The following is a 22499-nucleotide window of genomic DNA, read 5'->3' on the forward strand; positions in this document are numbered from 1 at the left end:
CGCGGGCGGTTCAGCCCGGCTCGGCCGGCTCCAGCTCGGCCAGTTCCTGCTCGGTCAACAGGCGGCTGCGGATCAGGAAGCGCACCCCCTCCGGCGCCTCCAGGGAGAAGCCGGAGCCCCGGCCGCGCACCACATCCACCGTCAGGTGGGTGTGCTTCCACCGCTCGAACTGGGCGGCCGACATCCAGAACGTCACCGGTTCCGTGATGCCCTCCACCCGCAGCGACTCCAGCAGCACGTCGGAGGCGCCGGTGCGGAATTCCCCGTCGATGTAGCACATCGGCGAGCTGCCGTCGCAGCATCCGCCGGACTGGTGGAACATCAACGGACCGTGCTGCTCCCGCAGCCGCCGCATGAGGCCGGCAGCCGCGGGAGTCACGTCTACCCGAGTAGCCATGGCCGGGACTCAGAACAGCCCGGCGGCGCCGGTGGAGTACGAGACCAGCAGGTTCTTGGTCTGCTGGTAGTGCTCCAGCATCATCTTGTGGTTCTCCCGCCCGATGCCGGACTGCTTGTATCCGCCGAACGCGGCGTGCGCCGGATACTGGTGGTAGCAGTTGGTCCACACCCGGCCGGCCTTGATCTCCCGTCCCGCCCGGTACGCCTGGTTGATGTCCCGCGTCCACACGCCGGCGCCCAGCCCGTACAGGGTGTCGTTGGCGATCTTGACGGCGTCCGCGAAGTCGGAGAACGAGGTCACCGAGACCACCGGGCCGAAGATCTCCTCCTGGAAGACCCGCATCGAGTTGGCGCCCTCGAAGATGGTCGGCTGCACGTAGTAGCCGCCGGACAGGTCGCCGGGCATGTCCGCGCGGGCGCCGCCGACCAGCACCTTGGCACCCTCCTGCCGACCGATGTCCAGGTAGGACAGGATCTTTTCCATCTGGTCGTTGCTGGCCTGCGCGCCCACCTGGGTCTCGGTGTCCAGCGGGTTGCCCTGTTTGAGGTTCTCCACCCGCTTCACCCCGGCGGCCAGGAAGTCCGCGTAGTGGCCCTGCTGGATCAGCGCCCGCGACGGGCAGGTGCACACCTCGCCCTGGTTCAGGGCGAACATCGCGAAGCCCTCCAGGGCCTTGTCCATGAAGTCGTCGTCGCGGGCGGACACGTCGTCGAAGAACAGGTTCGGGCTCTTGCCGCCCAGTTCCAGGGTCACCGGGATCAGGTTCTCCGACGCGTACTGCATGATCAGGCGTCCGGTGGTGGTCTCGCCGGTGAACGCGACCTTGGCGACCCGGTTGGACGAGGCGAGCGGCTTGCCGGCCTCCACGCCGAATCCGTTGACGATGTTCAGCACGCCCGGCGGGATGAGGTCACCGATCAGCGACATCAGGTAGTGGATCGAGGCGGGCGTCTGCTCGGCCGGCTTGAGCACGACCGCGTTGCCGGCCGCAAGCGCCGGGGCGAGTTTCCAGGTCGCCATGAGGATCGGGAAGTTCCAGGGGATGATCTGCCCGACCACGCCCAGCGGCTCGTGGAAGTGGTAGGCCACCGTGTCGTCGTCGATCTCGCCGAGGCTGCCCTCCTGGGCGCGCAGCGCGCCGGCGAAGTAGCGGAAGTGGTCCACGGCCAGCGGCAGGTCGGCGGCCAGCGTCTCGCGGACCGGCTTGCCGTTCTCCCACGCCTCGGCGACCGCGAGCTTTTCGAGGTTCTCCTCGATCCGGTCGGCGATCCGGTTCAGCATGGTGGCGCGTTCCGCGGCGGCGGTGCGGCCCCAGGCCGCCGCGGCGCCGTGCGCGGCGTCCAGTGCGCGGTCCACGTCCTCGGCCGTGCCCCGGGCGATCTCGCAGAAGTCCTGGCCGGTCACCGGGGAGGGGTTGGTGAAGTACTGGCCTTTGACCGGCGGCACGTACTGACCGCCGATGTAGTGGTCGTACCGGGTCTGGTAGGCAACGATGGCGCCCTCGGACCCGGGCGGGGAGTAAATGGTCATGGTCGGCCTCCGTACCTGGTTTCGGTACTGGCGAAGCTAGTTACGCGGACGTTGCAGTGACGTTGCAAGGCCGTACTCGGCGGCGAGCTGCGCCACGCGATGCAGCGCCAGCGGGTGGGCCGGGGCGCCGGGCGGCAACATCGTCGCGTAGGCCTGCCACATCTCCAGGTCGTCGGCTCCCCACGGGGCGTGCACCCAGGTGTGGATCAGGCCGCGGTCGGCGCTGGCCAGGACCGCCGCCCGCACCTGCCCGTCAAGCATGCGCCGGAGCCGGACCACACCGGGCGCGTCCGATGCGGGCAGCAGCGGTCCCGCGTACGTGCTGAGCGCGTCCCGGACCCGGCCCAGCTCCAGCAGGCGGAGCACCGCCGAGAAGTCGGCGTCGACGTCGGTGTGCAGCCGATAGGGGCGCGAGTCCAGCAGGTGCGGCCCGAGGATGCGGCGCAACCGGGACAACTCCGCGCGGATCGTCACCGGGTTGAGGTCGTCGGCGTACAGATCCACGCCCAACTGGTCGCCGGTGCGGCCCTCCGGATGCGCCAGGAGCAGGACCAGCAACTCGGAGTGCCGGCGCCCGAGCCGGATCCGGTTGCCCCGCACCGACAGCAGCGCCTCGTCGCGGCCGAGCGCGGTCACCGTCGCATGGCCGGCGTGCGGCGCCCGGCCGCTGCCGAGGAACGCCTCCGCGGCCAGCGCGGTGGCCCGGACCAGTGCCAGGCTGTGCGGGTTCGCCAGATGGTCGCCCCCGGTGACGTCGATGGCGCCCAGCAGCCGGCCGGTGACCGGGTCGTGGATCGGCGCCGCGGCACACGTCCACCGTTGCACCGGCCGGCTGTAGTGCTCGGTCGCGAAGATCTGCAGCGGATGATCCACCGCCAGCGCCGTCCCCGGTGCGTTGGTGCCCGCGTGGGCCTCGTCCCAGCGTGCTCCGGGCACGAAGTTCATCGAGGCGGCGCCGCTCAGGATCGAGGCGTGGCCCTCCACCCAGAGCAGTCGGCCGTCCGCATCGCACACCGCGATCAGATGGTCGCCGTCCTCGGCCAGCCCGCCGAGCAGGTCCCGGAAGATCGGCAGCGCCCGCGCCAGCGGATGTGCTTCCCGGTACGCCTCCAGGTCGTCGGTGGCCAGTTCGATGGGCGCGGTGCTGTCCGCGCTGAGCCGGGCGCCCGCGGACCGGCGCCACGAGTCGGCCACCACGCCACGGACCTGTGCCACGGCGCGGCCCTCGGTGACGAACCGTTCGTGCGCCCGCGCGACCTGACGGATCCGCTCCAGAGGGTCGGCGTCGTGGTCGAGGGCGAGCCATGGATTCGACATGCGCACCTCCCGCTCCCCCATCGTGGCCTGCGTCACGGCAGGGGACAACCGGTCGGTGGCTCGTCCGTCGTTTGCGACGGTAACGGCACGAGTGCTCCGTTAGTCTCAGCGCAAAGCAACGTGGCTGAGGAGTTAGATTGTCTGATCTGTCGCAGATCGTGAAGGCGTACGACGTGCGCGGCACCGTCCCGGACCAGCTCAATGAGCCGGTGGCGCGGGCGCTGGGGACTGCCTTTGTGGAGATGTTGCGCGAGTCCGGCGACGACGCGGACACCCTCGTCATCGCCCACGACATGCGCGACTCCGGTCCGGCCCTGGCCGCGGCCTTCGCCTCCGGCGCCAACGCGGCCGGCGCGGCCGTGATCAACATCGGCCTCGGATCGACCGACCAGCTCTACTTCGCCTCCGGATCGTTGAATCTGCCGGGCGCGATGTTCACCGCCAGTCACAACCCGGCGCGGTACAACGGCATCAAGCTCTGCCGCGCCGGCGCCCGACCGGTGGGTCAGGACAGCGGCCTTGCCGTGGTCCGTCAGCGGGCGCAGGAACTGCTCGCCGACCTGGCCGCGGTCGCCGACGGCCCGGCCCGGGTCGAGCGGCGCGACCTGCTCCGCGAATACGCGGTCCACCTGCGGTCCCTGGTGGACCTGACCGGCATCCGCGAGCTGACCGTGGTGGTCGACGCGGGCAACGGGATGGGTGGGCACACGGTGCCCGCGGTGCTCGGGGACCGGATGCTGCCGGCGCTGCCGTTGCGCATCGAACCGCTGTATTTCGAGCTTGACGGCAGCTTCCCCAACCACGAGGCGAACCCGCTGGAGCCGGCCAACCTGGTCGACCTGCAGGCCGCGGTGCGCGAGCGCGGCGCCGACCTGGGGCTGGCCTTCGACGGCGACGCGGACCGGTGCTTCGTGGTGGACGAGCGGGGCGAGCCGGTGTCGCCGTCCGCGATCACCGCGCTGGTGGCCACCCGGGAACTGGCCAAGTTCCCCGGCAGCACGATCATCCACAACCTGATCACCTCGGCCGCGGTGCCGGAGATCATCGTCGAGCACGGCGGCAAGCCGGTGCGCAGCCGGGTCGGGCACTCCTTCATCAAGGGGCAGATGGCCCAGACGAACGCCGTCTTCGGCGGCGAGCACTCGGCGCATTACTACTTCCGCGAGTTCTGGTTCGCCGACACCGGGATGCTGGCGGCGATGCACGTGCTGGCCGCGCTCGGCGGGCAGGAACGGCCGCTGTCGGACCTGGCCGCGGAGTTCGAGCGGTACGCCGCCTCGGGCGAGATCAACTCCACCGTGCCGGACGCGGCGGCCAAGACCGCTGCGGTCCGGGCGGCGTACCCGGATGCCGAGTTCGACGAGTTGGACGGGCTGACCGCGCGGCTGCCCGACGGCGCCTGGTTCAACCTGCGCGCCTCGAACACCGAACCGTTGCTGCGCCTCAACGTGGAGGCGGCCAAGCCGGATCGGATGGCCGCCCTGCGCGACGAGGTGCTCGCCGTCATTCGCGGATAGGATCTCCTCGCCCGAGTTTCCGCACAACAGCAAGGAGCCGCGCCGGTGGCCCTCGATCCGCAGTTGCTGGACATCCTGGCCTGCCCGGACACGCACCACGCGCCGCTGCGCTACGACGCCGACGCGCAGACGTTGACCTGCACCGAGTGCAGGCGCGTCTTCGAGGTGCGCGACGACATCCCGGTGCTGCTCCTGGACGAGGCCAGGCAGCCGACCGAGGGCGCGTCCTGATGGCGGCGGTGGAGGGGCACCGGGTGCCCCAGGAGGCGCTGCTCGACGACGAACAGGCGATGCTGGACAAGGATCCGGGCGGCATGCTGCGGGCCACCGCATCGTCCGGCGCCCAGGTGCGCGAGTCGGCGGCGCTGGCCGCGGAGGCGAACCTGGGCCTGCTCAGCGACGACGGGCGTCCCCGTGCGGTGGTGGTCGCGGGCATCGGCACTGCCGGTCTGACCGGCAGCATCCTGGCCACCGTCGCCGGGCCGCGCTGCCCGGTCCCGGTGATCGGGCACCGTAGCGCCGGCGTGCCGGGCTGGGTTGGTGCCGCGGACGTGGTGATCGCCGTCTCGGCCAGCGGGCGCAGCCCCGAGGCGCTGGCCGCGGCCGACGCCGCCGCCCGGCGAGGGGCGCGCCTGGTCGCCATCGGCAACCCCGACTCGGAACTGCAGGCGATGGCCGAGCGGGCCCGCGCGCCGTTCGTGCCGGTGCCCCGCCGGGCGCCCGCGCGGGCCAGCCTCTGGGGCCTGGCCGTGCCGGTTCTGCTGGCCGGGCGTCACCTGGGCCTGGTCAAAGTCAACGAGGCCGACCTCGCGGAGACCGCGTCCCGCCTGGACGCCGATGCGGAGCGCTGCCGGCCCGCCGCCGAGTCCTTCGTCAACCCGGCGAAGTCGCTCGCGCTCGGTCTGGCCGGCTCCATCCCCATCGTCTGGGGGTCGTCCCCGCTGGCCACCGTGGCCGCCCGGCGGTTCGCCGACACGCTGGCCGCCAACGCCCGTTACCCGGTGATGGCCGGGGCGCTCGGCGAGGCTGGCCGTGGTCGCGTCGGGCTGCTCGACGGCCCGTTCGGCGGTCTCGCCGAGTCGTCGCGCGACATCTTCGCCGACCCGGACGACGAGGCGGACATCACCACCCGGTTGCGGCTGGTGGTGATGCGCGACGGTGGCCTCAACCCGGAGGACGAGGCGGACGAGCCGGTCGCGGTCGAGGAACGCCGCGCCGACGCGGTGGTCGCCCTGGCCGAGCGGCGGGGCGTGCGATGCGACGTGGTGGTGGCCGAGGGCGGCTCCTCGTTGGAACGCCTCGCGTCCCTGGTCGCGATGCCCGACTTCGCCTCGATCTACCTGGCCATGGCGCACGGCCTGGACCCGATGGCGGTGCCGGCCATCGACGAGATGAAGGAACTGAGCCAACCGCTCCCGGGTCAACCGCTCCCCGAGGGCCTGTCATGATCGAACGCCGCGTCGTCGGCGCACGGAAGGGAGCACCGGCGTGAGCGCGGGCGGCGGAACAAAAGCGATCATCGCGGCGCTGGGCGCCAACCTCGGCATCGCAGTCACCAAGCTTGTCGCGTGGCTGCTGACCGGCTCCTCGTCGATGCTGGCCGAGTCGATCCACTCGGTCGCCGACTCCGGCAACCAGGCGCTGCTGCTGCTGGGCGGCAAGCGCGCGGACCGCAAGGCCACGCCGGAACACCCGTTCGGGTACGGCCGGGAGCGATACATCTACGCCTTCATCGTGTCCATCGTGCTGTTCAGCCTGGGTGGCCTGTTCGCGCTGTACGAGGCGTACCACAAGATCCAGCATCCGGAGGCGATCGAGGATTGGCAGTGGGTGCCCATCGCGGTGCTGCTCATCGCCATCTGCCTGGAGGGGTACTCGTTCCGGACCGCCGTGCACGAGTCCAATCAGACCCGCGGCAACGCCTCCTGGATGCAGTACATCCGCCGGGCCAAAGCGCCGGAGCTGCCGGTGGTGCTGCTGGAGGACGCCGGCGCGCTGCTCGGCCTGATGTTCGCCCTGGTCGGCGTGGTGCTGACGCTGATCACCGGCAACGGCGTCTGGGATGGCGTGGGCACCGGCGCCATCGGTCTGCTGCTGGTCACCATCGCGATCATCCTGGCGGTGGAGACCAAGAGCCTGCTGGTGGGGGAGAGCGCCACACCCGCGGCGGTGGCGAAGATCGCGCGGGCGATGCTGGACGGTCCGGGTGTGGAACGCATCATCCACATGAAGACGATGCACCTCGGCCCGGAGGAACTGCTGGTCGCCGCGAAGATCGCGGTGCCGCGCACCGAGGTGGCCGAGGAGGTGGCGATGCACATCAACGAGACCGAGGCCCGCATCCGGGAAGCGATGCCGATCGCGCGGGTCATCTATCTCGAACCGGACATCTACCGCCCGGAGAAGGCACCCACCGCCCAGCGCGCGGCCGAGGAAGCCGCCGCGCCCCCGATCACCTCATGATCGTCGATGTGACGCGACCGGAGTCGTCCCGATGAGTGTCTCTCCGTTGACCGGTGCCATCCGCCCGTACGCCTGGGGCTCTCGCACCGTCCTGGCCACCCTGCAGGGCCGCCCGGCGCCCACCGCAGAGCCGGAGGCCGAACTGTGGCTCGGCGCGCACCCCGGCGACCCGTCGCGGGCCGGCGGCGAGAGCCTCGCCGAGCTCATCGCCGCGGAGCCGGAGGTCCACCTCGGTGCGCCCGTGCTGGCCGAGTTCGGCATCCGGCTGCCTTACCTCATGAAGGTGCTGGCCGCGGAGACCCCGCTGTCGCTGCAGGCCCACCCGGATGCCGCCTACGCGGCCCGCGCGTATGCGGCGCAGCAGGCCGACCCGTCGCTGCCGCGTAACTACACCGACGCCCACCACAAGCCCGAGATGCTGGTCGCCATCACGCCCTTCGAGGCGTTGTGCGGCTTCCGCGACCCGGCGGTGTCCGCCCGGGTGCTGGAAGAGTTCGGGCTGCCGCAGTTGGCGCCCGTGGTCGAGGCGTTGCGCACCGGCCCCGCCGGGATCGAGCAGGCGGTGCGGACCCTGTTGACCTGGCCGGAGTCGGAGCGGCCGGGGCTGATCGACGCGGTGGTCACATCCGCCCGGCGCTGCTGCGGCGCGGACTCCGCGTCCGGCGACCCGGCGATCGTGGCATCGGCGCGGTTGGCGCTCACCCTCGCGGAGCACTATCCCGGCGATCCGGGCGTGCTCGTCGCGCAGTTGCTCAACCATGTACGGCTGGCGCCGGGCGAGGCCATCTGGATGCCCGCCGGGAACCTGCACGCGTACCTCCGGGGCGCCGGCGTCGAGATCATGGCGGCCAGCGACAACGTCCTGCGTGGCGGGCTCACGCCCAAGCGGGTGGATGTCGGGGAGCTTCTCCGGGTCTTGCGGTTCACCGTGCTGGACGATCCTCTGCTGCCGTCCCGGGCGGTGGCGCCGGGCGTGGTCACCTGGCCCGTGCCGGTCCGCGAGTTCGCCCTCTTCCGGGTGTCGCTGGACGGTTCCGGGACGCCGGTGGAGGTGCCCGGCGCCGGCCCGCGGATCGTGGTCGGCACGGCGGGGAAGGCCACCGTGAGCGCCGGCGGCGGCTCGCCGGTGGACGTCACGCCCGGCGTGGCGGCGTACGTGCCGGACGCCGCGGGCGCGCTCGTGCTCGTCGGTGACGGCGAGGTGTTCGTGGCGACCGTTCCCGCGCACTGACGTCGCGTATCCACTAAAAAACCGAAATTTCCCGATTTGCTTGACGGAATGATCGCGGAGTGTGATTCTTAGAACACGCAGCGTCATGGGGATCGGGGGGTCCCATTGGCGTTCGTGGTACCAAACCGGGGGGATGAACGGGGCGGCGGGCAATTGCCTGTCGTCCCGTTCGCGGTTCCCGGGTCTCCGGCAGCGTTCGGCGAACGCCTGCGTCAGTGCGAGGCGAATCGGCCGCCGTCGTGGCGCGTAAAATCGGACATCGCGTCCCGGATCGCAACTGTTCGCCTCACCGTCAGGAGCATTGATGACCAGCACTCTCCCGGCCGGCGCCGACCGGCCCGCCACCGTTGCCGGCGGCGACTACAAGGTGGCTGATCTGTCGCTCGCCGCCTTCGGGCGCAAGGAGATCGAGCTCGCCGAGCATGAGATGCCCGGCCTGATGTCGCTGCGCCGGGAGTTCGGACCGCAGCGGCCGCTGCGCGGTGCCCGGATCACCGGCTCGCTGCACATGACGATCCAGACCGCCGTGCTGATCGAGACCCTGACCGCCCTCGGCGCCGAAGTCCGCTGGGCATCCTGCAACATCTTCTCCACCCAGGACCACGCCGCCGCGGCCATCGTGGTCGGCCCGGACGGTACGCCCGAGGCGCCCGGCGGAGTTCCGGTGTACGCGTGGAAGGGCGAGTCGCTGGAGGAGTACTGGTGGTGCACCGAGCAGGTGCTGCGGTGGCCGGACGGCGAGGGCCCCAACATGATCCTCGACGACGGCGGCGACGCCACGCTGCTGGTGCACAAGGGCGCGGAGTTCGAGAAGCTCGGCGCGGTTCCGTCCGCCGACACCGCGGACTCGGAGGAGTACGCGGTGATCCTCCGCCTGTTGGCCCGCAGCCTGGGCGAGGACGAGCGACGCTGGACCCGCCTCGCGGCCGGCATCAAGGGTGTCACCGAGGAGACCACCACCGGCGTGCACCGCCTGTATGAGATGCAGCAGGCCGGCACGCTGCTCTTCCCCGCGATCAACGTGAACGACTCGGTGACCAAGTCGAAGTTCGACAACAAGTACGGCTGCCGGCATTCGCTGATCGACGGCATCAACCGGGCCACGGACGTGTTGATCGGCGGCAAGGTCGCGGTCGTCTTCGGGTACGGCGATGTGGGCAAGGGCTGCGCCGAGTCGCTGCGCGGGCAGGGCGCTCGCGTGGTGATCACCGAGGTCGACCCGATCTGCGCGTTGCAGGCCGCGATGGACGGTTACCAGGTGGCCACGATCGACGACGTGGTGGAGACCGCCGACATCTTCGTCACCGCGACGGGCTGCTTCAACGTGATCACCCACCAGCACATGGCGCGGATGAAGCACCAGGCGATCGTGGGCAACATCGGCCACTTCGACAACGAGATCGACATGGCCGGGCTGATGAAGCGGGCGGACACCACGCGCATCAACGTCAAGCCGCAGGTCGACGAGTGGCGCTTCGACGACGGCCATTCGATCATCGTGCTGTCCGAGGGCCGGCTGCTGAACCTGGGTAACGCGACGGGTCACCCCTCGTTCGTGATGAGCAACAGCTTCTCCAATCAGACCATCGCGCAGATCGAGCTGTTCACCCGCACGGATGACTATCCGGTCGGGGTGTATGTGCTGCCCAAGCATCTGGACGAGAAGGTCGCGCGGCTGCACCTGGGGGCGCTGGGCGCGAAGCTGACCGAGCTGACCAAGGAGCAGGCGGCCTATCTGGGCGTCGCGGTCGAGGGTCCGTACAAGCCTGACCACTATCGATACTGAACACCGGTACGCGAGATCGGGCCCCGTCCTGGTGGGACGGGGCCCGATCTTCGCGTGGGTCGAGCAGTTGCCGCTGCCCGGCCACTCCACGTCTCCATCTCATTACGCCATGCGGTGGACATGCGCTGCAAGTGCACCGGACTCGTGCAACTTGCACTGGTTGCGCAGTAACGTGGTGTGGTGGCGAGGCCAACATCCACGGCACGACAGGAGCTGGGCGAGGAGCTGCGTCGGCTGCGCGGCACCGCCCGGGGTGCCGACGTTGCCGCCGGTCTGGGCTGGTCGGAGTCCAAGCTGAGCCGGATCGAGACGGGGCGCACCGGCATCACCGAGTCCGACCTGGAGCGGCTGCTGACCTGGTACGGCGTGACCGCGCCAGTGGGCTCGCGACTGCAGGGCCTGGCACGGCGGGGCCGGACCCGTGCCTGGTGGACGCCGTATCGATCGGCGCTGCCGGCCCCGTACGACGAGTATGTCGCGCTGGAGGCCGAAGCGGTCGCGATGTGCGAGTGGGAGGCCCAGATCGTCCCCGGCCTGCTGCAGACCGACGAGTACGCGCGGGCGGTCATCGGCGCGGGCGCGGGCATCGCGGACGCGGCGACCGCGGATCGCCGGCTCGCCCTTCGGATGGCCCGGCAGGCGGTGCTGACCCGTGATCCGCCGCCGCGCCTGACGGTGGTGCTGGACGAGTCGGTGCTGCACCGCGAGGTCGGCGGGCCGGGCGTGCTGCGCCGCCAGCTTCAGCACCTGGTCGACGCCAGTCGCCGTCCCGGCGTGGAGTTGCGCATTCTGCCGTTCCGGGCGGGCGCCCATGCGGCACTCGCCGAATCGTTTGTGATATTCGATTTCGAGGGGCATTCCCGGGCTGCGGTCGTGCACAGCGAGGGGATGACCGGTGGACTCTTCAGGATGAAACCGGACGATGTCAGGATCTATCGCGATGGCTTCGCCGATCTGCACAAACGCACGCTTTCGGTGGAAGAGAGCCGGGCGGCAGTCGCCCGATGGAGCGATGGTGTTGGATCTTCGGTGACGGGAGCCTTGTCCTGAGACGAGCGGCGGAAACGGCCGTCGATGAAGGAAAGGTAGTCAACCGTGCACGGGAACGAATTGAGCTGGCGCAAGAGCACCCGCAGCGGCGCTGCGGGCCACTGTGTCGAGATCGCCGACACGCCTGCCGTGGTGCTGGTGCGTGACTCGAAGGACGCGGCGGGACCGGTGTTGAGCTTCGGGCGCAACGACTGGGCCGGCTTCGTTGCCGGCGTGCGGGCGGGAGAGTTCGACCCGCCTCGCTGAAAGCTCGCTGATAGATGGCGTGAGCGCCCGTCCACCCTCGTGTGACGGGCGTTTCACCCCCGTGGCTTGACGTCCGCGCCTCTCGGATGCTTAAGGTATGGCGAACCTTAGTTAGGAATGCCTTAGCAAACTGTCGGGCCGTTGCGACCTCCCCGGCAGCCCGGCGGACGTCCAGCAACGGAGTGCCATGCTCGCCACGTACCTCATCGGCCTGCGCGAGGGTCTCGAGGCCACCCTGGTGGTCAGCATCCTCATCGCCTTCCTGGTCCGGTCGAACCGTAAGGATCGCCTGGTTCAGGTCTGGTCCGGTGTCGGGCTGGCGGTGGCGCTCTCGGTCTTCTTCGGGTGGCTGCTCAACTACACCTCGACCGCGCTGCTCCAGAAGTCGGAGCAGCGCGAGCTGTTCGAGGCGATCACCTCCATCGCGGCCGTGGTGTTCGTCACCTGGATGATCTTCTGGATGCGCACCGCCGCCCGCACCATCGCCGGCACGCTGCGCAGCAAACTCACCGACGCGCTCGCCGTGGGCTCGGTCGCGGTCGCGGTGATGGCGTTTCTCGCCGTGGTCCGCGAGGGCCTGGAGACCTCGCTGATCTTCTACTCGGCCGTGCAGGGCGCCGCCATCGACGGCAGCCCGCTCTACGCGCTCATCGGCGGCGTGCTGTCCGCGGTCGCGATCGGCTACCTGATGTACGCGACCGCCGTCCGGATCAATTTGTCGGTCTTCTTCACCTGGACCGGCGCACTGCTCATCCTGGTCGCCGCGGGCATCTTCAAGTACGGCGTGCACGATCTGCAGGAGTCGGGTGTGCTGGCCGGCCTGAACACGCTGGCCTACGACATCAGTGGGGTTCTGGACCCGGGCGCCTGGTACACCGCCCTGCTCACCGGGATGTTCAACGTCACCCCCACCGCGTCCGTCCTGGAAGTGGTCGCCTGGGTGGCGTACGGCGTGCCGGTCCTGCTGCTCTTCCTGCGCCCCGCGCGCAAGGTGCCGGCGCCGAAGCCGGTCACCCCGACCACCCCCGCACCGGCGGCGCCCCAGCCGCAGTCGTAGCCGTAGCCGTAGCCGTAGCGACGCCTCCAGGAGCACCCATACCCATGCGTACCACCAAGATCATTGCGCTCACCGCCGCCGGGCTGCTCGGCGGCACCCTCGCCGCGTGTGGCGGCGACGACGGCGGCACGGGCCAGGGCGACTCCACCGGCTCGATCACGGTCAAGGCCACCGACACCTCATGCGAGGTGGATCGCAACACCGTGGACGCCGGCACCAGCGTCTTCTCGGTGACGAACTCGGGCAGCAAGGTCACCGAGTTCTACGTGTACGCCGCGGGTGACCGGGTGATGGGCGAGGTGGAGAACATCGCCCCCGGCCTGTCCCGCCAGCTACATGTGGAGCTGCCCGCGGGCGCCTACCAGGCGACCTGCAAGCCCGGCATGATCGGCAAGGGCATCCGCACCGCCCTGACGGTCTCCGGCTCGTCGGCGCCGCTGACCGACGACGCCAAGGTCGCCGCGGCCACCGACAGCTATCAGCGCTATGTGCGCAGCCAGACCGGCGCGCTGCTGGACAAGACCGAGGAGTTCGTGACCGCGGTCAAGGCCGGGGACGTGCAGAAGGCCAAGAGCCTCTATCCGGTCGCCCGCACGTACTGGGAGCGGATCGAGCCGGTCGCGGAGGTCTTCGGCGATCTGGACCCGCGGATCGACGGCCGGGAAGAGGTCACCGAGGAGGGCATGACCTTCGGCGGGTTCCACCGCATCGAGAAGGACCTGTGGACCACCGGTGACGTCTCCGGCGACGCGGCCATCGCCGACCAGCTACTGGCCGACGTCAAGGAGATCGTGACGAAGGCCAACGCCGAGAAGCTCTCCCCGCTCCAGCTCGCCAACGGCGCGAAGGGGCTGTTGGACGAGGTGGCGTCCGGAAAGATCACCGGCGAGGAGGACCGGTATTCGCACACCGACCTGTGGGACTTCAACGCGAACGTGGAGGGTTCCAAGGCGGCCATCGCCGCGTTGCGACCGGTGCTCTCCGAGCGCGATCCGGCGCTGGTGAAGACGCTGGACACCGAGTTCGCCAACGTCGACGCGGAACTGGCGAAGTACCGCGACGGGGACGGCTGGAAACTGCACGACGAGCTCACCGAGGCGCAGCTCAAGGGGCTGTCCGACGCGATCAACGCGTTGGCCGAGCCGATCAGCAAGGTGGCCGCCGTGGTGGCGCAGAAGTAAGGGCCGGGAAAGGACATGTCGGAGAACTCCCTGTCGCGGCGTCGTGCCATCGCCTTGGCCGGCGCCGGTGTGGCCGGTGTCGCGGGCGCGGCTGCGGTCGGCAGCGCGGTGGTCCGCGAAGCCGCGGGCCATGACCGGTCGCCGAGTGCGTCCTCCGGTGCCGTCGAGTTCACCGGCGCGCACCAGGCCGGCATCGTCACACCCGCGCAGGACCGGTTGCATTTCGTCGCGTTCGACGTGATCACCAAGGACCGCGATCAGTTGGCCGGTCTGTTGGAGGAGTGGACGGCCGCGGCGGCGCGGATGACCGCCGGGCACGACGCCGGGGCGATCGGCGCCGTCGCCGGGGTGCCCGAGGCGCCGCCGGACGACACCGGAGAGGCGATCGGCCTGCCGCCGTCCGGGCTCACGCTGACCATCGGGTTCGGGCCGTCGCTGTTCCGCGACGCCACCGGCAAGGACAGGTTCGGCCTGGCCGCGCGGCGCCCGGCCGCGCTGGCGCCGCTGCCGCTGTTCACCGGGGACGCGCTGGAATCGTCGTTGTCCGACGGCGACATCTGCATCCAGGCGTGCGCGAACGACCCGCAGGTGGCGGTGCACGCGATCCGCAACCTGGCCCGGATCGGGATGGGCGTGGTGAGCGTGCGCTGGTCGCAGCTCGGCTTCGGGCGGACCTCCTCGACCACCGAGGGTCAGGCCACCCCGCGCAACCTGTTCGGCTTCAAGGACGGCACCGCGAACCTCAAGGCCGAGGAGACCGCCCTGCTGCGCGACCATCTGTGGGTGCAACCGGGCGACGGCCCGGACTGGATGACCGGCGGCAGCTACATGGTGACCCGCAAGATCCGAATGAGCATCGAGACCTGGGACCGTTCGTCGCTGGCCGAGCAGGAGCAGATCATCGGCCGCCGCAAGGGCACCGGTGCGCCACTGACCGGTCAGAAGGAATTCGACGAGATCGACCTCACGGCGGTCGGTCCGGACGGCGAACAGGTGATCCCGTCCACCTCACACGTGCGCCTGGCGCATCCGGACACCAACGCGGGCGCGCGGATCCTGCGCCGCGGCTACAACTTCGTGGACGGCTCGGACGGTCTGGGCAGGTTGAACGCGGGATTGTTCTTCATCGCCTACCAGCGCGACCCGCGCACCGGCTTCATCCCGGTGCAGCGCAGCCTGTCGCAGCGTGACGACATGAACGAGTACGTCCGGCACGTCTCCAGCGCGTTGTTCGCCTGCCCGCCGGGCGTACGGGGCAACGGGGACCACTGGGGAACCGGACTCTTCGGCGCATGATCGGCCCCAGGTGACATGGGTTGGCGGGGGACAGTGCAATATTGGACCGCATGAGAGCCCGGGTACTCGTTGTCGATGATGATCCAGCGCTCGCGGAGATGCTCGGCATCGTCCTGCGCAGCGAGGGATTTCTGCCGTCGTTCGTGGCCGACGGTGAGCGGGCGCTGGCGGCGTTCCGGGAGAACCGGCCCGACATCGTCCTGCTCGACCTGATGCTTCCCGGCATGAGCGGCATCGACGTGGCACGCGCGATTCGCACCGAGTCGGGCATCCCGATCGTCATGCTGACCGCCAAGAGCGACACCGTCGACGTGGTGCTGGGCCTGGAGTCCGGCGCCGACGACTACGTGGTCAAGCCGTTCAAGCCCAAGGAACTGGTGGCCCGGATGCGGGCGCGGCTGCGGCGGGGCGAGGACGCCGCGCCCGAGTTGCTGACCATCGGGCCGCCCGGCAACCAGATCACCATCGACGTCCCGGCGCACACCGTGGCCCGCGACGGCGCCGAGGTCAAACTGACGCCGCTGGAGTTCGATCTGCTGGTGGCGCTGGCGCGTAAGCCGCGCCAGGTGTTCACCCGCGAAGTGCTGCTTGAGCAGGTGTGGGGGTACCGGCATGCGGCGGACACCCGGCTGGTCAACGTGCACGTGCAGCGGCTGCGGGCCAAGATCGAGCCGGACCCCGAGCGGCCGGAGATCATCTTGACCGTGCGGGGCGTCGGTTATAAGGCCGGCACCGGCTGATCGGTGTGGGGCGGCGGGCGGCGCCCGGTTAGTCTTTCCCCGGTATGCGCGCTCCGAGCTGGCTTCCCATGCCCGTGCGTCGCACCCTGCGGGTGGTGCGGCGGCACTGGCGCGTGCTCGCACGCCGGACCTCCCGGGCGGTGGCGCCGGCACGGCGGGAGTGGCGGCGGTCCCTGCAACTGCGGGTGGTCGCGCTGACCCTGGTCGCCTCCAGCCTCCTGGTCGGCGCGTTCGGCTGGTTCGTCGCCGCGCAGAGCGCCAACATCCTGCTCAATCGCGCGCAGGACGAGGTCTATGCCCAGCTACGCGGGAAGGTCGACTACGCATACAGCCAGCTCGGCATCTTCCCGTCGCCGTACGACACGAAGCTGCCCGGCACGCTCAGCACCACCCTCAACTACCTGGCCGACGGCGAGCCCGCGGAGAACGGCGGCGCGATCGTCTCGATGCGTGCCGAGCGGTGGCCCACGCTGGAGCCGGTGACCTCCACCGGCACCGACATCTCCGCCCTGATCACCCCGGACATGGTGCACGCGGTGGCCACCGAGGGCCGGGTGGCGCGGCAGATCCGCACCGCCACGGTCGGTGGCCTCACCGCCAAGTACCTCGTCTACGGCTCGCCGGTGGCCACCAAGTTCGGCCACGTCGAGCTGTACTACATGGTGCCGCTGACCACCGAGGACCGCGCCGCCAACCAGATCCGCACCATGGTGCTGGTCACCGGGCTGGCGCTGGTCATCCTGCTGGGCGTGGTTGCCGGCCTGGTGACGCGGCTGGTGGTGACGCCGGTGCGGGTCGCCGCGCGGACCGCGCAACGGCTCTCCGCCGGCCTGCTGGACCAGCGCATGAAGGTCGACGGCGAGGACGATCTCGCGCTGCTCGCGTCCGCGTTCAACCAGATGGCCTCCAACCTGCAGCGGCAGATCGTGCGGCTGGAGGAGATGTCGCGGCTGCAGCGCCGCTTCACCTCCGACGTCTCGCACGAGCTGCGGACCCCGCTCACCACGGTGCGGATGGCCGCCGATCTGATCTTCGCCGAGCGGGACGAGTTCGAGCCCGCGGTGGCCCGCAGCGCGGAGCTGTTGCAGGCCGAGCTCGACCGGTTCGAGAGCCTGCTCACCGACCTGCTGGAGATCAGCCGCTTCGACGCGGGGTTCGCCGCCCTGGACGCCGAGCACACCGATCTGGTGCCGATCGTCGAGCGGGTCGCCGATCGGCTCGCCGGCCTCGCCGAGCGGGTCGGCGTCCGCATTGAGCTGCATCTGCCGGACCAGCCGGTGATCGCCGAGGTCGACCCGCGCCGCGTCGAGCGGGTGCTGCGCAATCTGGTCGGCAACGCCGTCGAGCACGGGGAGCACAAGCCGGTCGAGGTCACCATGGCCTCGGACGGTGCCGCAGTAGCCATCACGGTGCGTGACCACGGCGTCGGTCTCAAATCCGGAGAGGAACTGCTGGTGTTCAACCGGTTCTGGCGCGCGGACCCTTCGCGCGCCCGGCAGACCGGCGGCACCGGCCTGGGCCTGTCGATCAGCGTCGAGGATGCCCGCTTGCACGGCGGCTGGCTGGAGGCGTGGGGGATGCCGGGTGAGGGCGCCCAGTTCCGCCTCACCTTGCCGGTGCGCGCGGGCGACCGGCTTGTCGCCGCGCCGCTGCCGCTGGTGCCCCGGGACCGTCACGCGGTGGTCGAGCCGGAACCCGGCGACGGCCCAGCGACGCTGCCCGCCGGCTCCACCGCGGCGGCACTGCCGCCCGGTGCAGGAGACGACCCGGCCGATGCGGGCCCGGCTGATGCGGGGCGGGCCGATGCGGGCCCGGCTGATGCGGGCCCGGCCGAGGCGGGCCCGGCCGAGGCCCCTGCCGCCGACGGTGTGATGGAGGTGCGGCGGTGAAGCGGCGAGCGACCTTCCTCCTGGCGGTCACGGCCGCCGTGACGATGGCCGTGGGCGGCTGCGGCATCCCGGACGAGACTCCGGTGCTGACGGTCGAGGCGGGGCCGACGCCCGGTCCGGGCACCGGCGACGCCGCCGCGCCACCGCGCAACAACCGGCAGGACACCAGCGACCGGGCGACGTTCGTCAAATACTTCCTGGAGGCGGCCGCGGGTGACCCGGACGGCGCGGTCGACCGGGTCAAGCAGTTCCTGTCGCCGACGGCACAGACGTCGTTCAAGCCCTCGGCGTCCGTCACCGTCATCCGGCTGACCGAGGAGCCGCTGGTCAACCAGGGCAGCGACGAGATCACCTTCGGGGCCCAGGAGATCGGGCAACTGGCACACAACGGGATCCTCTCGCCGACCACCGACGACACCGTGAAGCACTACAGCCTCACGGTGAAGGAGGTGTCCGGCGAGAACGGCTTGTTCGTCACCAAGACACCCCAGGTCATGCTGATCAGCGACACCGCGCTGCAGCAGTTCTACGAGCGCCGGACGATCTACTTCTGGAACACCGAGCACACCGCGCTGGTGCCGGACGTCCGCTACCTCGCCCTCAGCGTGCCGCCCGAGCAGCGCCCGACGGTAGTGCTGAACTGGCTGGTCGAGGGCCCGGCGGCCTGGCTGCAGGACGTCGCCGAGGAATTGCCGGACGGAACCACGCTGATCGGCAACGTGCCCGCGGTCGACAACGGGCGGCTGCAGATCAACCTCAGCGATCAGGCCGTGCCGGCCAACGACCGCGCCGCCCTCGACCGGCTGCGGCGCCAGTTGATGTGGTCGCTGCGCCCCGACCTGCCGCGCACGCTCGAACTCAAGGTCGGCCACCAGGCGGGCGGCAGTTGGAGCAGCGCCGATTATCTGGCCAGCAACGCCTCGTACCGACTGAGCAGCGATCCGGAACGCTTCGTCCTCTACGCGGGGAAGATCAACCGGCTTGCGCTGTCCGCCGACGCGGGTCAGCCGGTGCCGGTGCTGGAGTCGGACGCGAACAAGAACGTCGCGGCGGCCGCATTTGCCGGCTCGGAGAACCGGACGTACGCGGCGGTGGTCACCGGCAGCGGCGGCTCGCAGCAACTGCGCGTCGCCGGTGCGCGCGCCGGCGAGCAGGCCGAACTGCAGCGGGTCACGATGCCCGCCGGATCGATCGGCCAGCCGGTGTGGGCGGTGACGCCGGAGGAGGGGCCCGAGGGTGCCGTGGGACTGGTGACCGTGGGCGGCCGGATCTACGGATTCACCGCCCGCGGCGGCGCCGCGCACCTGGTGGAATGGCCCGGCCCGGGTGGGTCGGTGACCGCGGTCGCGGTGGCCCCGGACGCCCGCCGGGTGGCGATGATCGTCTCCGGGCACCTGTATGTCACCACCCTGCTGACCGGCGCGGACACCCCTCAACTGGGGACGCAGCCGGTGCGGGTGCCGACCCCGCCGATGCCCACCATCACGGCACTCGACTGGAGCAGCGAGGGCTGGGTCGTGGTGGCCGGCACGCGGGCGGACAACAAGCGTGTGGCGGTCATGGACACCACCGTCGACGGCGCCCAGCAGTCCATGCGGCTGCCCGACCTGGGTAGCGAGGCCATCAGCTACCTGTCCGCGTACCCCGCGTCGCCCACCGGGCCGGAAACGTCCGGATCGGTCGCCTACGTTGCCGGTAGCCGGGCGTACGACGTGCTGGCCGACCCGTCGCACATCGGCGTCGACGACCTAGCCAAGCCGGTCTCCGATCCGCCGTCCGGGGTGCAGCCGACCAAGCCGTTCTTCCTGCGTTGAGTGCTTCGTGGTGGACCGCCTTCCGGGACGGCCTCACCGACCTGGTCCTGCCGACGGACTGCGCCGGTTGCGGCGCCGAACGCGTGCCGCTGCGCATCGGGGTCTGCCCCGCCTGCGTCGTCGCCCTGGAGGGGCTGACGCCGTTCCACACCGCGCCGTCGCCCCGGCCGGCCGGCTTACCTCCGTTGGTGGCCATGGGGCCGTACGCCGGTCCGCTGCGCGGCGCGCTGCTGGCGTACAAGGAGCGGGGGCACCATCGCCTCGCGCCGCCGATGGGCGCCCTGCTGGCGGTCGCCGTCGCCGAGCTGACCGCCGCCGCGAGCGACCAGCCGGTGACGCTGGTGCCGGTGCCGTCCACCCCGAGCGCGGCGCGCGCCCGCCACGGTGATCACATGATGCGCCTGGCCGGACACGCGGTGCGACGACTGCGCGCTACTGGGCGTCATGCTGAGCTGGTCCAGCCGTTACGGGCCGGTCGTCGGCCCGACTCCGCGTCACTGGACACCACGGAACGCGTCACGGCTGCTGAGAGTTCGCTGCGAGTCCGTGCCGCTGGTATTTCCGTTTACCGACATCGGCCGATGATGAGGGGCACCCTGGTAGTGGTCGACGACATCGTCACCACGGGAGCCACGCTGGCGGCCGTCACCCGCCGGCTTCGGGAGGCGGACATGCAGGTTGCAGGTGTCGCCGTCCTCGCCGCCACGCGGCTGCGCCGGTCGGCACGCGAGCGCCGAAGGACTCCTCTGCCAGGGTCGCAGGTCAACGATTCACTATCCCGAACGAGGGATGACGGCCGAGCGTCAGCAGGTTAGCGTCAGGATGACGAGGGTAATCGTCGTCACTCACCCGATGTCGGGGGCACGGGCCGGTCCGCCGGTCCGCCGCACCGGAAAGGAGTCTTCCCGTTCGCAGCTCGGCCGCGCCGGATCACTCCGCGAATCCGCCCGCAGCCGACGCCGACAACCGCATCACAGCAGGTCACGTTGGGGAGGTCACGAGTGGACATTGTCGTCAAGGGCCGCAACGTTGAGGTTCCTGATCACTATCGGGAACACGTCGCCGACAAGCTCAGCAAGGTCGAGCGCTATGACCAGAAGTTGATGAGGGCGGACGTGGAGCTGTTCCACGAACGCAACCCGCGCCAGGCGGACACCTGCCAGCGCGTCGAGATCACCGTTCGCACGCGTGGTCCCGTGATCCGGGCCGAAGCGTGCGCCAAAGACTTTTATGCCGCCTTGGACTGCGCGATCAACAAGCTTGACGCGCGCCTGCGCCGATCGGCCGACCGCCGTCGCGTGCACCGAGGCCGGCATGCCCCGATCTCCGTGGCCGCAGCCACCGCAGGGTTGCCCACCGATCTGCCCTCCGTTGCCCCCGCAGACGACGCCGAGCCGTACGCGGCGGAGCCGACCGAGCATGAGGACCGCCAACCGTGGCGGATCGTGCGGGAGAAGGAACACCCGGCGGACCCGATGACCGTGGACGACGCGCTGTTCCAGATGGAACTGGTCGGGCACGACTTCTACCTGTTCAACGACAAGGAGAGCGGTCGGCCGAGCGTGGTTTACCGGCGCCGCGGCTACGACTACGGCATCTTGTCCCTGGAGAGCACCGGCTAGGCGGGGGGCGTCACCGCGGGCGTCGCGGGGCGGCTTGGAGCAGCCGTCCCGCGTGGGTCGCTCCGTGCGTCAGCCGTCCAGCCGTGGCCCCTCGCGGGCCAGGTCCTCGGCCAGCAGCACGTACTGCACGTCGTCGATGCGTTCGCTGCCCGGACCGGGCAGCCGCGAGCGCAGGTAGGCCTCCTCACGGAAGCCGGCCTTCTCCAGGACGCGGCGGGATTTCCGGTTGCTCGGCATCGCTCCGGCGATCAGCCGGGCGATGCCGGTCTCCGCGAAGGCCCACAGGGCCAGCAGTTGGGCCGCCCGGGTCGCGTAGCCGCGTCCCCGCCACGCGGACGACATGCTGTAGCCGATCATGGCCTGGGCGGTGGGCGGCTCCTGGTAGAAGAGACCGATGTGCCCGGTCGCCGCGCCGGTCGCGCTGTCGACGATGACCAGGTCCGCGCGGGTGCCTTCGAGCCAGTGCGACTCCGCCCAGTCGCATCGCCGGCGCACGTCCTCATGGCTGGGCGGGACCGGCGGCACGCTGGTGGCGATCACGTCCGGTTCGGCGTGCAGTTCGGCGTAGAAGGCGGCGTCGCCCGGTCCCAGCCGCCGCAGGGTCACCGTGCCGTCGGTCAGTTCGCCCCCAGGCAGGTCCGGCAACAGGCGGGTGGCCGGGCCCGGGGCATCGCCCGCGAGCCGCGCGTACGCGATCAGGTCGGCACGCCGGGTGCTGCGGTCCGGCAGCGCCCCGCGGCGTACGCCTTCCCGCCGGAACCCGGCGGCGAGCGCGACTCGCTGGCTCGGACCGTTCTCGGCGTGGGTCAGCAGTTCGAGCCGTTGCATGCCGGAGGTCAGGGCGTGGTCGGTGAGCGCGCGCACCGCGGCGGTGGCCACTCCCCGGTGGCGTGCCCACGGGCCCACCCAGTAGCCCATCTCGGCCTGCCGGCGGGCGGGTATGACGCGGTCCAGGCCGACGCCGCCGAGCAGCCGGTCGGTGTGTGGATCGGCCACCGCGCAGAGCGCGCCGCCGGCGGCGAAGGTCTCCGGCACGCCGCGTTCCAGATACCACTCGCCGGCCGAGCGGGTGAACGGCGACGGCAGGGCCGGCAGGAAGCGCTGCGTCAGCGGATCGTCCATCCCGGCGACCAGGTCGTCCAGGTCGTCCGGGCGCAGGGGCCGCAGGCGCACACCGTCACCGCGGATCTCCGGCACGATCATGCAACGGCTCCTTGCTCGTGAGGGTCTGTCCGGGGCCATCCTGCCGCACGGCCCGGTACGGCAACCAACGCCCGCCCGCGGCACGTCGTGGTCCGCTGTCAGCGAACGAGTGGGGGTGTTTTGCGTTCTTTGCCGTTTTGACCGGAGGCTCGGCTGA

20 protein-coding genes are annotated in these 22499 nt (G+C 70.7%); 16 read left to right on the forward strand and 4 right to left on the reverse strand.

The window, feature by feature from the left end:
* Nucleotides 1-10: 10 nt before the first annotated feature.
* Genes IEY73_RS10170 through IEY73_RS10180 form a run of 3 tightly spaced genes read right to left on the reverse strand, consistent with a single transcriptional unit; the run spans nucleotide 11 to nucleotide 3247 of the window.
* Complete coding sequence (locus tag IEY73_RS10170) at nucleotides 11-397, reverse strand: DUF779 domain-containing protein (protein ID WP_189078889.1); 387 nt, start codon at nucleotides 395-397, stop codon at nucleotides 11-13.
* A gap of 9 nt (nucleotides 398-406) precedes the next feature.
* Entirely contained in the window at nucleotides 407-1930 is a 1524-nt protein-coding gene (exaC, locus tag IEY73_RS10175; protein ID WP_189078890.1) for an acetaldehyde dehydrogenase ExaC, read from the reverse strand.
* A 36-nt stretch (nucleotides 1931-1966) separates the two neighbouring features.
* Nucleotides 1967-3247 (reverse strand): helix-turn-helix domain-containing protein, encoded by a 1281-nt coding sequence (locus IEY73_RS10180; RefSeq protein WP_189078891.1) that lies wholly within the window; start codon nucleotides 3245-3247, stop codon nucleotides 1967-1969.
* 137 nt (nucleotides 3248-3384) lie between these two features.
* On the opposite strand from IEY73_RS10180, the gene IEY73_RS10185 reads away from it, so the two are divergent.
* From IEY73_RS10185 to hpf, 16 genes are all read left to right on the forward strand, one after another.
* Nucleotides 3385-4764 (forward strand): phosphomannomutase/phosphoglucomutase, encoded by a 1380-nt coding sequence (locus tag IEY73_RS10185; RefSeq protein ID WP_189078892.1) that lies wholly within the window; start codon nucleotides 3385-3387, stop codon nucleotides 4762-4764.
* A 45-nt stretch (nucleotides 4765-4809) separates the two neighbouring features.
* The gene (locus IEY73_RS10190; protein WP_189078893.1) at nucleotides 4810-4995 is read left to right on the forward strand and encodes a Trm112 family protein; all 186 of its coding nucleotides are present in this window, start codon (nucleotides 4810-4812) and stop codon (nucleotides 4993-4995) included.
* Nucleotides 4995-6212, forward strand: a complete 1218-nt coding sequence (locus IEY73_RS10195) for an SIS domain-containing protein (protein WP_189078894.1) — start codon at nucleotides 4995-4997, stop codon at nucleotides 6210-6212. The genes IEY73_RS10190 and IEY73_RS10195 overlap by 1 nt, the downstream gene beginning before the upstream one ends.
* Before the next feature lie 40 nt (nucleotides 6213-6252).
* Nucleotides 6253-7227: a cation diffusion facilitator family transporter gene (locus IEY73_RS10200; RefSeq protein ID WP_189078895.1), complete on the forward strand. Its 975-nt coding sequence runs from the start codon at nucleotides 6253-6255 to the stop codon at nucleotides 7225-7227.
* Nucleotides 7228-7258: 31 nt separating this feature from the next.
* Nucleotides 7259-8458, forward strand: coding sequence for a mannose-6-phosphate isomerase, class I (gene manA / locus IEY73_RS10205; RefSeq protein WP_189078896.1), 1200 nt, complete (start codon nucleotides 7259-7261; stop codon nucleotides 8456-8458).
* 304 nt (nucleotides 8459-8762) lie between these two features.
* Nucleotides 8763-10244 (forward strand): adenosylhomocysteinase, encoded by a 1482-nt coding sequence (ahcY, locus tag IEY73_RS10210; protein WP_189078897.1) that lies wholly within the window; start codon nucleotides 8763-8765, stop codon nucleotides 10242-10244.
* Between the two features lie 180 nt (nucleotides 10245-10424).
* Nucleotides 10425-11294 (forward strand): helix-turn-helix domain-containing protein, encoded by an 870-nt coding sequence (locus tag IEY73_RS10215; protein WP_189078898.1) that lies wholly within the window; start codon nucleotides 10425-10427, stop codon nucleotides 11292-11294.
* Nucleotides 11295-11339: 45 nt separating this feature from the next.
* Entirely contained in the window at nucleotides 11340-11540 is a 201-nt protein-coding gene (locus tag IEY73_RS10220) for a DUF397 domain-containing protein (RefSeq protein WP_189078899.1), read from the forward strand.
* A gap of 187 nt (nucleotides 11541-11727) precedes the next feature.
* Nucleotides 11728-12597 (forward strand): iron uptake transporter permease EfeU, encoded by an 870-nt coding sequence (efeU, locus tag IEY73_RS10225; RefSeq protein WP_189078900.1) that lies wholly within the window; start codon nucleotides 11728-11730, stop codon nucleotides 12595-12597.
* 44 nt (nucleotides 12598-12641) lie between these two features.
* Nucleotides 12642-13778, forward strand: coding sequence for an iron uptake system protein EfeO (gene efeO / locus IEY73_RS10230; protein WP_189078901.1), 1137 nt, complete (start codon nucleotides 12642-12644; stop codon nucleotides 13776-13778).
* A 15-nt stretch (nucleotides 13779-13793) separates the two neighbouring features.
* Nucleotides 13794-15074 (forward strand): iron uptake transporter deferrochelatase/peroxidase subunit, encoded by a 1281-nt coding sequence (efeB, locus tag IEY73_RS10235; RefSeq protein ID WP_189078902.1) that lies wholly within the window; start codon nucleotides 13794-13796, stop codon nucleotides 15072-15074.
* 50 nt (nucleotides 15075-15124) lie between these two features.
* Nucleotides 15125-15814, forward strand: coding sequence for an MtrAB system response regulator MtrA (gene mtrA, locus IEY73_RS10240; protein WP_189078903.1), 690 nt, complete (start codon nucleotides 15125-15127; stop codon nucleotides 15812-15814).
* A gap of 68 nt (nucleotides 15815-15882) precedes the next feature.
* Entirely contained in the window at nucleotides 15883-17703 is a 1821-nt protein-coding gene (gene mtrB / locus IEY73_RS10245; protein WP_229715724.1) for an MtrAB system histidine kinase MtrB, read from the forward strand.
* On the forward strand, nucleotides 17700-19517 hold the full coding sequence (locus IEY73_RS10250) for an LpqB family beta-propeller domain-containing protein (RefSeq protein ID WP_189078904.1): 1818 nt from the start codon (nucleotides 17700-17702) through the stop codon (nucleotides 19515-19517). Before mtrB ends, IEY73_RS10250 begins: the two co-directional genes overlap by 4 nt.
* Nucleotides 19514-20332: a ComF family protein gene (locus IEY73_RS10255; protein ID WP_189078905.1), complete on the forward strand. Its 819-nt coding sequence runs from the start codon at nucleotides 19514-19516 to the stop codon at nucleotides 20330-20332. The genes IEY73_RS10250 and IEY73_RS10255 overlap by 4 nt, the downstream gene beginning before the upstream one ends.
* 186 nt (nucleotides 20333-20518) lie before the next feature.
* On the forward strand, nucleotides 20519-21139 hold the full coding sequence (gene hpf, locus IEY73_RS10260; RefSeq protein ID WP_189078906.1) for a ribosome hibernation-promoting factor, HPF/YfiA family: 621 nt from the start codon (nucleotides 20519-20521) through the stop codon (nucleotides 21137-21139).
* 69 nt (nucleotides 21140-21208) lie between these two features.
* Here the strand turns inward: hpf and IEY73_RS10265 are convergent, their stop codons facing one another.
* A complete protein-coding gene (locus tag IEY73_RS10265) occupies nucleotides 21209-22339 on the reverse strand; it encodes a GNAT family N-acetyltransferase (RefSeq protein WP_189079041.1) in 1131 nt (376 codons plus the stop codon).
* Between the last annotated feature and the right edge of the window lie 160 nt (nucleotides 22340-22499).

It is taken from the genome of Mangrovihabitans endophyticus (genome assembly GCF_014646155.1).
Classification (GTDB): domain Bacteria; phylum Actinomycetota; class Actinomycetes; order Mycobacteriales; family Micromonosporaceae; genus Actinoplanes; species Actinoplanes endophyticus.